This is a genomic window from Streptomyces anulatus (genome assembly GCF_000721175.1).
GTDB classification, from domain to species: domain Bacteria; phylum Actinomycetota; class Actinomycetes; order Streptomycetales; family Streptomycetaceae; genus Streptomyces; species Streptomyces anulatus_C.
In genome coordinates, this window is the sequence record NZ_JOEZ01000003.1 from 1 (window position 1) to 13,433 (window position 13,433).

General features: G+C 71.0%; 12 protein-coding genes and 2 pseudogenes. 5 read left to right on the forward strand and 9 right to left on the reverse strand.

All coding sequences use genetic code 11. The annotated features are described in order from the left end of the window. A pseudogene (locus IG90_RS0103100) lies at positions 1-484 on the forward strand (recombinase RecA family protein); the annotation flags it as partial. A 73-nt stretch (positions 485-557) separates the two neighbouring features. Beyond that, positions 558-1,310 (forward strand): recombination regulator RecX, encoded by a 753-nt coding sequence (recX, locus tag IG90_RS0103105; protein ID WP_030577061.1) that lies wholly within the window; start codon positions 558-560, stop codon positions 1,308-1,310. Between the two features lie 29 nt (positions 1,311-1,339). Here recX and IG90_RS0103110 read toward each other — a convergent pair whose 3' ends face one another. The 8 genes and pseudogenes from IG90_RS0103110 to IG90_RS0103140 all read right to left on the reverse strand — a co-directional run bounded on the left by IG90_RS0103110 (position 1,340) and on the right by IG90_RS0103140 (position 8,134). Continuing rightward, on the reverse strand, positions 1,340-1,996 hold the full coding sequence (locus IG90_RS0103110; RefSeq protein ID WP_030577064.1) for a DUF6197 family protein: 657 nt from the start codon (positions 1,994-1,996) through the stop codon (positions 1,340-1,342). 186 nt (positions 1,997-2,182) lie between these two features. After that, a pseudogene (locus tag IG90_RS39085) lies at positions 2,183-2,604 on the reverse strand (rhodanese-like domain-containing protein). Positions 2,605-2,615: 11 nt separating this feature from the next. Beyond that, entirely contained in the window at positions 2,616-2,702 is an 87-nt protein-coding gene (locus IG90_RS47010; RefSeq protein ID WP_411572642.1) for a putative leader peptide, read from the reverse strand. A 36-nt stretch (positions 2,703-2,738) separates the two neighbouring features. Continuing rightward, positions 2,739-4,439, reverse strand: a complete 1,701-nt coding sequence (locus IG90_RS0103120) for an FAD-dependent monooxygenase (RefSeq protein WP_030577067.1) — start codon at positions 4,437-4,439, stop codon at positions 2,739-2,741. A gap of 176 nt (positions 4,440-4,615) precedes the next feature. Next, entirely contained in the window at positions 4,616-5,557 is a 942-nt protein-coding gene (locus IG90_RS0103125) for an amino acid ABC transporter permease (protein ID WP_030577070.1), read from the reverse strand. Then, positions 5,554-6,201: an amino acid ABC transporter permease gene (locus IG90_RS0103130; RefSeq protein ID WP_030577073.1), complete on the reverse strand. Its 648-nt coding sequence runs from the start codon at positions 6,199-6,201 to the stop codon at positions 5,554-5,556. The genes IG90_RS0103125 and IG90_RS0103130 overlap by 4 nt, the downstream gene beginning before the upstream one ends. Before the next feature lie 191 nt (positions 6,202-6,392). Next, entirely contained in the window at positions 6,393-7,316 is a 924-nt protein-coding gene (locus IG90_RS0103135) for a glutamate ABC transporter substrate-binding protein (RefSeq protein WP_030577076.1), read from the reverse strand. Positions 7,317-7,348: 32 nt separating this feature from the next. Further along, complete coding sequence (locus tag IG90_RS0103140; protein ID WP_030577079.1) at positions 7,349-8,134, reverse strand: amino acid ABC transporter ATP-binding protein; 786 nt, start codon at positions 8,132-8,134, stop codon at positions 7,349-7,351. A 389-nt stretch (positions 8,135-8,523) separates the two neighbouring features. Between IG90_RS0103140 and IG90_RS0103145 the strand changes: the two genes are divergently transcribed. Both IG90_RS0103145 and IG90_RS0103150 read left to right on the forward strand, forming a co-directional pair. Further along, on the forward strand, positions 8,524-9,216 hold the full coding sequence (locus tag IG90_RS0103145) for a response regulator transcription factor (protein ID WP_030577081.1): 693 nt from the start codon (positions 8,524-8,526) through the stop codon (positions 9,214-9,216). 20 nt (positions 9,217-9,236) lie between these two features. After that, positions 9,237-10,634 carry a sensor histidine kinase gene (locus IG90_RS0103150; RefSeq protein WP_030577085.1) on the forward strand — a complete coding sequence of 466 codons (1,398 nt, stop codon included), beginning with the start codon at positions 9,237-9,239 and terminating at the stop codon, positions 10,632-10,634. Positions 10,635-10,678: 44 nt separating this feature from the next. Here IG90_RS0103150 and IG90_RS0103155 read toward each other — a convergent pair whose 3' ends face one another. Beyond that, a complete protein-coding gene (locus IG90_RS0103155) occupies positions 10,679-11,680 on the reverse strand; it encodes a TAXI family TRAP transporter solute-binding subunit (RefSeq protein ID WP_030577087.1) in 1,002 nt (333 codons plus the stop codon). A gap of 137 nt (positions 11,681-11,817) precedes the next feature. On the opposite strand from IG90_RS0103155, the gene miaB reads away from it, so the two are divergent. Continuing rightward, positions 11,818-13,338 carry a tRNA (N6-isopentenyl adenosine(37)-C2)-methylthiotransferase MiaB gene (gene miaB / locus IG90_RS0103160; RefSeq protein WP_051860205.1) on the forward strand — a complete coding sequence of 507 codons (1,521 nt, stop codon included), beginning with the start codon at positions 11,818-11,820 and terminating at the stop codon, positions 13,336-13,338. The last annotated feature ends 95 nt before the right edge of the window (positions 13,339-13,433 follow it).

Here is a 13,433-nt window from a genome sequence, read left to right on the forward strand (position 1 = left end):
TGTGGTGGAGGTGTACGGACCGGAGTCCTCCGGCAAGACGACGCTGACGCTGCACGCCGTGGCGAACGCGCAGAAGCTCGGTGGCTCGGTGGCGTTCATCGACGCCGAGCACGCGCTGGACCCGGAGTATGCGAAGAAGCTCGGCGTCGACATCGACAACCTCATCCTGTCCCAGCCGGACAACGGTGAGCAGGCGCTGGAGATCGTCGACATGCTGGTGCGCTCCGGTGCCCTGGACCTGATCGTCATCGACTCCGTGGCGGCCCTGGTGCCCCGTGCGGAGATCGAGGGCGAGATGGGCGACTCGCACGTGGGTCTCCAGGCCCGTCTGATGAGCCAGGCCCTCCGCAAGATCACCAGCGCGCTCAACCAGTCCAAGACCACCGCGATCTTCATCAACCAGCTCCGCGAGAAGATCGGCGTGATGTTCGGCTCCCCGGAGACCACCACCGGTGGCCGGGCGCTGAAGTTCTACGCCTCGGTGGGCGGCGAAGCCGGCGACCACTGCGGCCGCCAAGGCCAAGCCGGCCAAGACCGCGGCGGCCAAGAGCTAGGCCGTGACACGTCGTACGGAGTGGCCGGGCAGGCCTGCCGAGCCCGGCGGCGGCCCCGAATCCGGCCCCGAATCCGGCTACGGGCCCGCCGACGCTTCCGTCACCGAGCCGGGGGCAGGTGCCGGGGCGCGGTCCGGCCGCTCACGCGGTGGAGCGGGCGTCGGGAGCGGATTCGGCGAAGGGGCGGGCCGCCGTGCCCGCTCCGGATCCAGAAGCAGCGGCTCCCCTTCCTCGTCGAGGGCCGAGAAGGGGGAGCCGCGTGACCCGGTCGAGCAGGCGCGCAACATCTGCCTGCGCCTGCTCACCGGGACGCCGCGCACGCGCAAGCAGCTCGCGGACGCCCTGCGCAAGCGGGAGATCCCGGACGAGGCGGCCGAGGAAGTGCTCGCGCGCTTCGAGGACGTCGGGCTGATCGACGATGCGGCGTTCGCCGGGGCATGGGTGGAGTCCCGGCACCACGGCCGGGGGCTCGCACGCCGTGCCCTCGTTCGTGAGCTGCGGACGAAGGGCGTGGACTCCGCCGTGATCGACGAGGCGGTCGGGCAGCTCGACGCGGATCAGGAGGAGGAGACGGCACGCGAGCTCGTGGCCCGCAAGCTCCGCTCCACGCGGGGCCTGGACCGTGACAAGCGGCTGCGCCGTCTGGCGGGAATGCTCGCACGCAAGGGATACGGGGAGGGCATGGCCCTTCGGGTGGTGCGTCGGGCGCTGGAGGAGGAGGGCGAGGACACGGAAGGCCTGGACGAGCCTTTCTGAGGAAAGCGGGGGCAGGATCCGTCGGCAGGTCAGTGTCCGGCCGAGGCCGCGCGGCGGGCGGCCCCGTCGACGAGGGCCAGCGCGTCCGCCGCGGTTCGTCCCGGCACGCGGTTCCAGGGGCCGATCAGCCCGGTCCACCCCTGCGCGCGCAGCTCCGTGATCAGCCAGGCGCCGGCCCGGTCCACGGTGTCGAGGGAGCCGTAGCCGAGGCGGTGCGCGGAGATCAGGGCACCGCAGACGCAGCGTGCGCCACGGGCGTTCCGCAACCGGTACGGGGTGTTCTGCCAGCCCCACTCGGCCAGGATCTGCCGTGCGTAGCCGAGGTGGGTCGAGGGCCGCAGGTCGCGCTGCCCGACCCGCCGCCAGAGGTGGACGCGATCGGGCAGCATCGCACCCAGCCGTCCGGGCAGCGGGCGCTCGTGCGGAGGCGGAGCGGGCAGGGTGCGCAGAGTGTCGTCGACGAGCCGCTCCACGGGCACGGACAGCAGGTTCCGCCAGTCGGAGGGCTCCGCGGGCTCGAGTTCCGGGGGTTCCACGAGCCGTGGAGGCGTCGGCTCCGCCGGGGTGATCACGGGCTCCGGGGCGGTGCACTCCCACCCCGTGACGATCTGCTGCCACGCCTGGGTGTCGTGCAGCCGCGAGGCCTGGCCGTCGAGTTGGTCGGGGGTGAGGACTGCGATCGCCATAAGTGCGTCATCTCCGTACATTTCGGTCCTCTGTGTGAGGCGAATGTCGGTCACGCACGGCGATTGCTCCAGCGGAACGTGGCGTTCGGGTGTGTGGCACCCGCGGGCCTGACACCTGACAGCTGGCACCTGAGCTCAGGTGCCAGGCCCGGATGTCAGACCCCGGGTGTCGTCAGGCCCCGGGTGTCAGGCGGACGTGACCGGGAGTCCCGCGGCGCGCCACGCCTGGAAGCCGCCGATCAGATCGGTGGCCCGGTACAGTCCCAGCTGTCGCAGCGAGGCGACCGCAAGGCTGGAGGCGTAACCCTCGTTGCGGATGACGACGACCCGGAGGTCTTGGCCGACCGCCTCGGCGGCGCGGTGGCTGCCTTGGGGGTCGAGCCGCCATTCCAGCTCATTGCGTTCGAAGACCAGCGCGCCCGGGATCAGTCCGTCCCGATCGCGGAGCGCCGCGTACCGGATGTCCACCAGCAGGGCACCGGCCTCCGCCGCCTCGGCGGCCTCGGGCGGGCCGATCCGGTCGAGAAGGCCCGGACCCGCTCCAGCAGTTCGTCGATGCCCACCGGCGCGGGGTTCCGGCCGCGCGGAAAGCGGCACGTACCGGCCAGAGGGAGACGATTCAGCAGGACGGGCGACACGCGCAGCCCGCGTAACGGACGAGGTCCACATGAGCCCTCCGCCACAGGCGCACATCGGTGTCGGTCATGATCTGGACAGCATGCGCGCCTGTGACGGTCCATCGTCAATGGATCCCGGCGGCCCCGTCGGCATGGACCCGTGCCCCGTGCCGTTGCTCGCGCCCCGGGCCTCGTTCGTCCCCGCCGTCCTCCGGCCCCACGGGCTCCTGCGCGCTGAGGGGCGCACCACCCAGAGCGGCCTGTGCCGCGGTGAACAGCTCCGCGGGCCGTACCCCGCCGAAGGCGGCCACCAGGTGCCCGTCCGGCCTGACCAGCAGGACGGTATGGGCCGATGCCCCCGGATAGTTCTCGGTGACCAGCAGCTCCGTCGTCCCCGGGAGGGCTGCCACGGCGTCGGTGAGACGGGGCATGACGCCCGCGGTCCGCCAGTGCCGCCGGTCCCAGACACCGGTCCCCGGCGCGACCAGGATCACCAGCAAGTGCCCCTGCCCGAGCCGCTCCCGCAGACGCGTCGTCGTCCCGTCCGGTGCTGTCACCGTCACGTCGGTGACCGGCGCACCGGGGGGCGTACCGACAACGGTGTGCGCCTCGGCGTGCGGCGGTGAAAGGGGGGAGTGCGAGTACGAAGGGGGCGCCCCCAGCGCTCCGCAGCCCAGATGGCCGTCGGCGAGCAGGGTGTCGTGACCGCGTACGGTGCCCGGGACCAGGGTCCGCAGGCCGCCTCCGCCGCGCAGTATCGGCAGCGACTGGTCGGCGGCGCGGAGCCGGGAGGCCACCGCGGCCCGGCGCTCGGCCTGGTAGCTGTCGAGCAGCTGCTCGGCGGGGCCGTGGTGCCAGGCGTGGGCCAGCTTCCAGGCCAGGTTCTCGGCGTCCCGGAGGCCCTCGTCCAGCCCCTGCGTGCCCAGGGCACCCAGCAGGTGTGCCGCGTCCCCCGCCAGGAAGGCCCGCTGCTCGCGCCAGCGCCGGGCGAGCCGGTGGTGGAGCGTGTGGACGCCGGTGTCCAGCAGTTCGTACGCCGGGGTCTCGCCGCACCAGCCGGCCAGGGTGTCCCGGATCCGGGTGATCAGGGCTTCGGGGGTGACCAGTTCGCCGCGCGGCGGCAGCAGCCAGTCCAGCCGCCAGACGCCGTCCGGCAGCGGCCTGGCGGAGACCTCCGCGCCCCCGGTCCGCCAGGGCGGCTGCCGGTGCAGGACGGCCTCGTCGGGCCAGGGCAGTTCGGCCCGGAGGGCGGCGACGGCATGCCGCTCCACCGCGGTACGGCCGGGGAAGCGGATGTCCAGCAGCTTGCGCACGGTCGACCGGGCACCGTCGCAGCCGACCAGATAGCTCCCGCGCCACCAGGTCGATCCCGGCTCCCTGGTGTGCACCGTGATGCCGTCGGGGTCCTGCTCCAGCGTGTCGATCCGGCTCATCGGTGCCAGCTGGATCAGCGGCGCCTTGTCCACCGCCGCACGCAGCGCGGCGCTCAGCGCATGCTGCGGAACATGGAGCGGCCCGGGAAGGAGTCCGGGGAGGGGACCCTCCCCGTCCCTCCGGGCCCCGCCCAGCGGCACGTTCCGGACCAGCTGCTTCCGGCGCATCGAACGCCACCCGGCCCAGCGCAGCCCGACCCGGTCCAGCTCCCGGCAGCCGAGACGGCCCACCAGGTCGGCGGTGTCCTCGCGCAGCACGACCGTGCGGGCGGGACGGGGCTCCTCCGTGCCGGGGCCCTCGTCGAGCACGACCGAGGGGACGCCCTGGGCGGCGAGGGCCAGCGACAGCGTCAGGCCGACGGGCCCGGCGCCGACGACGATCACCGGGTCCACGGCGCGTACCCTCCGGCCCGTACGGTCATGCGGAACGTGGCAGAGGAAGCCGGGTGCGTGATCACAGAACGTATGCAACCCACTGGTGGTGCTTGCGTCAAGTGACCGAGGCAGCGACGCGTGCGCCGCTGCCTCGAATGCTCCTGCCGGGAAGGGCCGACAGGGCCCCGGGGAGGTCAGTTCTTCGTCACACCGGTCCCACCGGCACCGTCGCCCGTCGGGCCCGCGCCCCCTGCGCCCCCCAGGTCCGGGCCGGGAACGGCGTCCATCGTGGGGATGCCGGAGGCCGGGGCGCCGGGCGCCACCTTGATGCCGGTCTTGGCGCGACGGCCGCGCTTCTCGATCCACGTCGCCAGCGCCGAGAGCAGCAGACACATCGCGATGTAGATCGTTCCGATGACGACGATCGTGGAGACGTACGGGTACTGGCCGTTCACCTGGGTGTTGGAGGCGATCAGACGCGCGGTCTGGAGCAGCTCCGGGTACAGGATGATGAAGCCGAGCGAGGTGTCCTTGAGGGTCACCACGAGCTGACCGATGATCGTCGGCAGCATGGACCGGACGGCCTGCGGCATCAGGACGCTGACCATGACCTGCGTCTTGCTCATGCCGAGCGCGTACGCAGCCTCGCTCTGCCCCCTGGGCACCGAGTTGATGCCGGCCCGCAGCACCTCGGCCTGCACACAGCCGTTGTAGACGGACAGGCCGGCGGCCAGCGCCCACATCGAGTAGTCGGTGAGGAAGCCGACCCAGATGGCGTAGATGGTGATCAGCAGCGGCAGCGAGCGGAACAGCTCGATGAAGGTGGTCGCCGCCCAGCGAATCGGCTTGTGGTCGGAGAGCCGGCCCACCACCAGGAGCACGCCGAGGACCAGCGAGCCGATCGCGGCGAGGCCGAACGCCTTGAGCGTGGCGAGCAGGGCGTCGGCGATGTTCTGCCGGATGCCCGTGTAGTTGAAGATGTCCCACATCGCCGGGGCGAGGTGCCCCTTGTCGGCGAGCCGCACGATGCTGACGGTGATCAGCGCCGCGATGGCGAGGGTGCCGACGACGGCGTAGATCCGGTTGCGGACGACGGCCTTGGGGCCCGGGGCGTCGTAGAGAACGCTGGCGCTCATCGGGCGACCTCCATGCGACGCTCCAGCAGCCGGAAGAGGCCGCTGATGGTAAACGTGACGACCAGGTAGCCGAGGGCCACCCAGATGAAGACGGGGACGATGTCGTAACCCTTGTCGCTCATCAGCTTCTGCCAGCCGAACAGCTCGGCGACGCTGAAGGCTCCGGCGATCGCGGAGTTCTTGGTGAGCGCGATGAAGATGCTGCTCAGCGGCGGGATCACGGTCCGGGTCGCCTGGGGGAGCACCACGATCTGGAGCGTCTGCGCGAACGTCATGCCGATCGAGCGCGCGGCCTCGGCCTGTCCCAGCGGCACGGTGTTGATGCCGGAGCGGACCGCCTCGCACACGAACGAGGAGGTGTAGAAGCCGAGCGCCAGCGAGCCGAGCACGAACGAGCTCATCCCCGGGAAGAGGATCTCGGGTACGACGAAGAAGAAGATCAGGAAGAGCAGCGTCAGCGGGGTGTTGCGCATCAGCGTCACCCAGGCGGTGCCGAAGTACCGCAGCGGCGGCACCGGCGAGACCCGGAATCCGGCGATGAGCACACCGAGGACCAGGGCGATAACCGAGCTGACGGCGGTGATCGACACGGTTCCTATGAAGCCGTCGCGGAACTCTGGGAAATTGTCGAGCAGTACGTTCATGAGGTCTCCGCGTCGGCGGTCAGCGGCATCAGGGCAGGGGAAGGGGCGCCCCGTACGCCCGCCGTCCCTGGGAACGCCGGGACGGCGGGGGCGTACGGGACGCCTGGGTCACTCGCGGGGCGTCGGTGACGGGGTGACGGGGGCGACCGTCGGACGGCGGGACGGAGCCTGCGGTCCGACGGCCGACGGCGTCAGTAGCGCTCGATGGCGGGCGGGTCGACGTAGTCCGAACCGGACAGGCCCAGCGTGGCCTCGTAGATCTTCTTGTACGTGCCGTCCTTGACGCGCTCCTCCAGCGACTTGCTGATGGCCTCGCGGAGCACCTTGTCGTCCTTGTCCAGACCGATGCCGTAGGGCTCGTCGGTGAACGGCTTGCCGACGACGCGGAGCTTGCCGGAGTTGGCGGCGGCGTAGCCCTTGAGGATCGAGTCGTCCGTGGTCACGGCGTCGACCTGCTTGGTCAGCAGCTGCTGCACGCAGTCGGAGTACTTGGCCAGCTCGACGACGCTCGCACCGTACTCCGGCTTCTTGATCTCCTGGAGCGGCGTGGAGCCGACGATCGAGCAGACCTTCTTGCCCTTCACCGAATCCTTACCGGTGATCGACTCCTCGTCCTTGCGCACCAGGAGGTCCGCGCCGGCCTTGTAGTACGGCCCGGCGAAGCCGACCTGCTTTTTGCGCTCGTCGTTGATCGTGTACGTGCCGACGTAGTAGTCGACCTGGCCCTTGGAGATGGCCGTCTCACGGACGCCGGAGTCGACGGTCTTCCACTCGATCTGCTTGTCGGAGAAGCCGAGGTCGGCCGCGACCATCTTGGCGATCTCGATGTCGAAGCCCGAGCGCTCCTTGGTCGACTGGTCCTCGAAGCCGAGGTACGGCTGGTCGGCCTTGGCGCCGAGGATCAGCTTGCCGCGCTCCTTGGCCTTCTTGAAGACCGGCGAGTCCAGGTCGACGCCGGTGGCGGCGGTGTACGTGGGGAGTGCGGGAGCCTCGGAGGAACCCGGCTTCGTGCCGCCCGGCTTGTCACCGGCGGAGCCCTCCTTGCCACCACACGCGGTCGCGGTCAGGGCGAGGACGGCGATGGCCGCGACGGCGGCGGACTTACGGAGCTTCATGTGAACAATCCTTAGGTCGTAGGTCGTTGTCGTCAGTGGTGAAGGATCTTCGACAGGAAGTCCTTGGCCCGGTCGCTGCGCGGGTTGCTGAAGAACTGGTCGGGGGTCGCCTCTTCGACGATCTTCCCGTCGGCCATGAACACGACGCGGTTGGCGGCGGATCGGGCGAAGCCCATCTCGTGGGTGACGACGATCATCGTCATCCCGTCCCGGGCCAGCTGCTGCATGACTTCGAGGACCTCGTTGATCATCTCCGGGTCGAGAGCCGACGTGGGCTCGTCGAAGAGCATGACCTTCGGGTCCATCGCCAACGCCCGTGCGATCGCGACGCGTTGCTGCTGGCCACCGGAGAGCTGCGCCGGGTACTTGTCGGCCTGTACACCGACGCCCACCCGGTCGAGCAGGGTTCGGGCCTTCTCCTCCGCCGCCTTCTTGTCGGCCTTGCGGACCTTGATCTGGCCCAGCATGACGTTCTCCAGCACCGTCTTGTGTGCGAAGAGATTGAACGACTGGAAGACCATGCCCACGTCGGCACGCAGCCTGGCCAGCTCCTTGCCCTCCTGGGGCAGGGGCTTGCCGTCGATCGAGATCGCTCCCGAATCGATCGTCTCCAAGCGGTTGATCGTGCGGCACAGCGTGGACTTGCCGGACCCGGAAGGCCCGATGACGACCACGACCTCGCCACGGGCGATGGTCAGGTCGATGTCCTGGAGCACATGCAGCGCGCCGAAGTGCTTGTTGACGTCGCTCAGTACGACCAGGTCGTTCGCCGCAGGCGCGGCATCCTCCGCGGCCTTGGTCACTGAAACTCCGCTCATCGGCTTCTTGCTCCGTCCTCCTCGGTTGAAGAAGGACACTAATGACGCAGTGCTACCAACGTCATTACATCTGAGCGGAAATTGAGCATAACGATCCGGCGGCAACCGGACACTCCGTGTGAACAGGACGGCCCGCGCCGCGCCGGGGCGTACCGGGTGCATAACGGAAACCCTGCTGTAACCGGCAGGCTCTTGACTGACGTGCCGCTCATCGGCGTGGATGCCTTGGGAGAGGTGGACGCGAAGCGTCGGTGAACGGAAGGTCTCGCCAAGGATCTTCCGGGTGGAGCAGGGTGAAACGTGAGATAACGCCCGGTGACACCGTGCAACGGTTGTACGAACGAACCCGAAGAGCCCTACGGCCCCGGGAGACACGGATGAGGAGGGCCATGAGACTGCTGCTCGTCGAGGACGACGACCATGTCGCGGCGGCCCTGTCCGCCGTGCTCGCCCGGCACGGATTCCAGGTCGTGCACGCACGCAACGGCGAGGAGGCCCTGCGCGCGCTGCTGCCCGCCGAGAAGGAGCCCTTCGGGGTGATCCTCCTCGACCTAGGCCTGCCCGACCAGGACGGCTACGAGGTGTGCGGGAAGATCCGCAGGCGCACCGCGACCCCCGTGATCATGGTCACAGCCCGCGCCGACGTGCGCTCGCGCATCCACGGACTCAACCTCGGCGCCGACGACTACGTCACCAAGCCGTACGACACCGGCGAGCTGCTCGCCCGTATCCACGCGGTCGCCCGGCGCACCACCAGCGGTGAGGAAACCGCGCCGACCCCCGTCGCCGCCCTGCGCCTCGGGCCGGTCACCATCGAGCTGCCGACCCGCCGGGTCAGCGTCGACGGTGCGGAAGTCCAGCTCACCCGCAAGGAGTTCGACCTGCTGGCCCTCCTCGCCCAGCGCCCCGGCGTCGTCTTCCGCCGCGAGCAGATCATCAGCGAGGTCTGGCGCACCAGCTGGGAGGGCACCGGGCGCACCCTGGAGGTCCATGTCGCCTCCCTGCGCTCCAAGCTGCGACTGCCCGCCCTGATCGAGACCGTGCGGGGCGTCGGCTACCGGCTCGTCGCGCCGTCCGCCTGACCGGCGGGTACGTTCTCCCGGTGCGCTCCCGTCTGCTCCCACTGCTCATCGTCCTGATGGCCGCCGTGCTGCTCACCCTCGGCTTTCCGCTCGCGGTCAGCGTGGCGGCGGCCGAACAGCAGCGCCTGGTGATCGACCGGATAGACGACACCGCACGGTTCGCCGCCCTGGCGCAGTCCATCACCGACACCTCCCCGGACAGCGAGGAGCGCCGCCGCACCCTCCAGACCGACCTGGAGCTCTACGCCTCGGTGTACGACATCCGCGCCGGCGTCTTCTTCCCGGACGACCGGGCCCTCGGCAAGGCCCCCGGCTCCTGGGCCCTGCCCGCCGAGGGGGAGGGACGCACGGCCTTCAACGAGGCGCTGCTGGGCCGCCGCTCGCACGACCCCCCGCAGGTCTGGCCCTGGCGCGAGGGCCGTGTCGTCGTCGCCTCGCCCGTCGTGCGCGACGGTGACGTGGTCGCCGTGGTCGTCATCGACTCGCCCACCGGCGAGATGCGGTCCCGGACCCTGCGGACGTGGCTGGCCATCGGCCTCGGCGAGGCGCTGGCCCTGCTGGTGGCGGTCGGGGCGGCGGTCCGGCTCACCGGCTGGGTCCTGCTGCCCGTGCGGACCCTGGACGCGGCCACCCGCGACATCGCCGGCGGCCGCATGCGCTCCCGGGTCGCCGCCTCCGCAGGGCCGCCGGAGCTCAGGCATCTGGCACGCTCCTTCAACGAGATGGCGGACAACGTCGAGGACGTGCTGGAGCAGCAGCGCGCCTTCGTCGCCGACGCCTCGCACCAACTGCGCAACCCGCTCGCCGCCCTGCTGCTGCGTATCGAGCTCCTCGCCCTCGAGCTGCCCGAGGGCAGCGAGGAGATCGCGGCCGTGCGCACCGAGGGCAAGCGGCTGGCCCGGGTCCTCGACGACCTCCTGGACCTCGCGCTGGCCGAGCATGCCGAGGCCGACCTCCAGCTGATCGACATCGTTCCGCTCACCGCCGAGCGGGTCGCATCCTGGCGCCCCATGGCGGAGCGGGAGGGGGTGGCCCTCACCCTGGACGGCGCCCCGGCGGCCACTGCCTGGGCCGACCCCATCGCGCTCTCCAGCGCCCTGGACGCGGTGATCGACAACGCCCTGAAGTTCACCCCCGCCGGAGAGGACGTCACCGTCACCGTCGCCGCCGGAGCCCTCGCGGCGACCGTCGTCGTCGCCGACCGGGGCCCCGGCCTCACCGAGGCGGAGCTGGAGCGCGTCGGGGACCGCTTCTGGCGCAGCACCCGCCACCAGAACGTCAGCGGATCGGGCCTGGGCCTCTCCATCTCCCGGGTGCTGCTCGCGGCGGGCGGCGGCTCCATCGCGTACGAGCACCACGAACCGCACGGTCTGCGGGTGACCGTCTCCGTCCCCCGCGACCTGCCGGGCGGTGGCTGAGCCGAAGGGTGGGCGGGTGCCCTCATGCCCTCATCCAAGAGCGGTCACGGCTTCACCGAGCGGTAGTAGTCCTTGGCCCCGTCGTGCACGTCCAGCGGATCCGTGTAGATCGCCGTCCGCAGATCGACCAACTGCGCCGCGTGGACCTCGCGGCCGATCCGGTCCCGGCTGTTGATCACCGTCCGGGTGAAGGCCTCCGTCATGGCCGCGTCCGTACGGTCGGTCGTGACGAGCAGGTTGGCGACGGCGACCGTGGGTACCGACTGACCCTGCTGGGCCTGCGGATAGGCGTCGGCGGGCATCATGGCCGACCGGTAGAAACGGGTGGGCCCGGTCGCGGCCTGCAACTTCGCGACCAGGGCGGCCTCCAGCGGCACCAGCCGGATGTCGAAGCGCTCCGACAGCTCCTGGACGGCCGCGGTCGGCAGCCCGCCCGACCAGAAGAAGGCGTCGAGCTGGCCCTGGGTCAGCCGTACGGGCATGGTGTCGATGCCGACCGGCACCGGGGTGATGTCGTCGGCCGGATCGAGCCCCGCCGCCGTCAGCAGCCGGTCCGCGACCAGCCGCACCCCGGAGCCCTCCTGGCCGACGCCCACCCGCTTGCCCCGCAGGTCGGAGGCCTTGCGGATGTCGGAGTCGCGGGGGACGACCAGCTGGACGTAGTCGTCGTAGAGCCGGACGCAGCCGCGCAGCCGCTGGGCCCCGGGCCTGCCGTCGCGCAGATAGGTCGCCACGGCGTCGGCGGTGGCGATGGTGAAGTCCGCGTCGCCCGTCGCCACCCGGGCGAGGTTCTGCTGCGACCCCTCGCTGGTCCGCAGCCGTATCGACACCTCCGGCATGTCCTTGGCGAGCGCGCCCTCCAGCCGCTCCCCGTACCGCTGGTAGACACCGCTGGGCACCCCGGTGGAGAAGGTGAGCGACCCGCTCGGGTCCCTCCCGTCCCCCTGGGGCTGCAGCCACCACGCGAGCAGCCCGAGCACGACCGCGAGGACGGCGCCCGTCTGCAGGGTGCGCCGACGGCCGAATCGGGACAGAGCGTGGGACATGCGCGCGATCCTGCCAGCTCATCCGCCCCCTGGCCAGGCTTCCCCGTGAGGCCCGGCCCACAGCGGACGGGGCGGGGCGGGAGGGGCAGGGGCGGGCGACGGGAGGGCGCTGCCCGGCAACCGCCTACCCTTGTCCCATGAGCAGCGGCAACCGGAGCGAAGCAGTGGACGTCCAGAAGAGCTACGAGGTGCGCACCTACGGGTGCCAGATGAACGTCCACGACTCCGAGCGGCTGTCGGGTCTCCTGGAGGGCGCCGGTTACGTCCGGGCCCCCGAGGGCTCCGACGGCGACGCCGACGTCGTCGTCTTCAACACCTGCGCGGTGCGGGAGAACGCCGACAACAAGCTCTACGGAAACCTCGGCCGCCTCGCGCCCATGAAGACCAAGCGCCCCGGGATGCAGATCGCCGTCGGCGGCTGTCTCGCGCAGAAGGACCGCGACACCATCGTCAAGCGGGCCCCCTGGGTCGACGTCGTCTTCGGCACCCACAACATCGGCAAACTGCCGGTCCTCCTGGAGCGCGCCCGCATCCAGGAAGAGGCGCAGATCGAGATCGCCGAGTCCCTGGAGGCGTTCCCCTCGACGCTCCCCACCCGCCGCGAGTCCGCCTACGCCGCGTGGGTCTCCATCTCGGTCGGCTGCAACAACACCTGCACCTTCTGCATCGTCCCGGCGCTGCGCGGCAAGGAGAAGGACCGCCGCACCGGCGACATCCTGGCCGAGATCGAGGCCCTGGTCGCCGAGGGCGTCTCCGAGATCACCCTGCTCGGCCAGAACGTGAACGCGTACGGTTCCGACATCGGCGACCGCGAGGCCTTCTCCAAGCTGCTGCGCGCCTGCGGCTCCGTCCAGGGCCTGGAGCGCGTCCGCTTCACCTCGCCGCACCCCCGCGACTTCACCGACGACGTCATCGCCGCCATGGCCGAGACGCCCAACGTGATGCCGCAGCTGCACATGCCGATGCAGTCCGGCTCGGACCGCATCCTGAAGGCGATGCGCCGCTCCTACCGCCAGGAGCGCTTCCTGGGAATCATCGAGAAGGTGCGCGCCGCGATGCCGGACGCCGCCATCTCCACGGACATCATCGTGGGCTTCCCCGGCGAGACCGAGGAGGACTTCGAGCAGACGATGCACGCCGTCCGGGAGGCGCGGTTCGCCAACGCGTTCACCTTCCAGTACTCCAAGCGCCCCGGGACCCCCGCCGCCGACATGGACGGTCAGATCCCCAAGGAGGTCGTCCAGGAGCGGTACATGCGCCTGTCCGCCCTCCAGGAGCAGATCTCCTGGGAGGAGAACAAGAAGCAGGTCGGACGGACACTGGACGTCATGGTCGCGGAGGGCGAGGGCCGCAAGGACGGCGCCACCCGGCGCCTCTCCGGCCGCGCCCCCGACAACCGGCTGGTCCACTTCACGCAGCCCGGGAAGGCCGTGCGCCCCGGTGACGTGGTGACCGTCGAGATCACCTACGCCGCCCCGCACCACCTGCTCGCCGAGGGCACGCCGCTCGCCGTACGGTCCACCCGCGCGGGCGACGCCTGGGAGAAGCGCACCACCGAGGCCGCCGCCAAGCCCGCCGGAGTGATGCTCGGCCTCCCCGGCATCGGCGCCCCGGACCCGCTCCCGGCCGCCGCGGCCCCGGCCTGCGGCATCGGCTGACGGCTCCGGCCTGCGGCTTCGGCTGACGGCTTCCGGCCCGGCGGCGGGTCGCCGACCACGGCCCAGCGTGCGGGATCGGCCGACGGCTCCCGACA

What these genes read in the sequence shown, in the direction of transcription:
- IG90_RS0103125 (WP_030577070.1), bottom strand. Translation starts at nt 5,557, where the DNA reads ATGAGCGCCAGCGTTCTCTACGACGCCCCGGGCCCCAAGGCCGTCGTC.
- IG90_RS0103110 (WP_030577064.1), bottom strand. Translation starts at nt 1,996, where the DNA reads ATGGCGATCGCAGTCCTCACCCCCGACCAACTCGACGGCCAGGCCTCG.
- IG90_RS0103130 (WP_030577073.1), bottom strand. Translation starts at nt 6,201, where the DNA reads ATGAACGTACTGCTCGACAATTTCCCAGAGTTCCGCGACGGCTTCATA.
- IG90_RS0103155 (WP_030577087.1), bottom strand. Translation starts at nt 11,680, where the DNA reads ATGTCCCACGCTCTGTCCCGATTCGGCCGTCGGCGCACCCTGCAGACG.
- IG90_RS0103135 (WP_030577076.1), bottom strand. Translation starts at nt 7,316, where the DNA reads ATGAAGCTCCGTAAGTCCGCCGCCGTCGCGGCCATCGCCGTCCTCGCC.
- miaB (WP_051860205.1), top strand. Translation starts at nt 11,818, where the DNA reads ATGAGCAGCGGCAACCGGAGCGAAGCAGTGGACGTCCAGAAGAGCTAC.
- IG90_RS0103140 (WP_030577079.1), bottom strand. Translation starts at nt 8,134, where the DNA reads ATGAGCGGAGTTTCAGTGACCAAGGCCGCGGAGGATGCCGCGCCTGCG.
- IG90_RS0103145 (WP_030577081.1), top strand. Translation starts at nt 8,524, where the DNA reads ATGAGACTGCTGCTCGTCGAGGACGACGACCATGTCGCGGCGGCCCTG.
- IG90_RS47010 (WP_411572642.1), bottom strand. Translation starts at nt 2,702, where the DNA reads ATGACCGACACCGATGTGCGCCTGTGGCGGAGGGCTCATGTGGACCTC.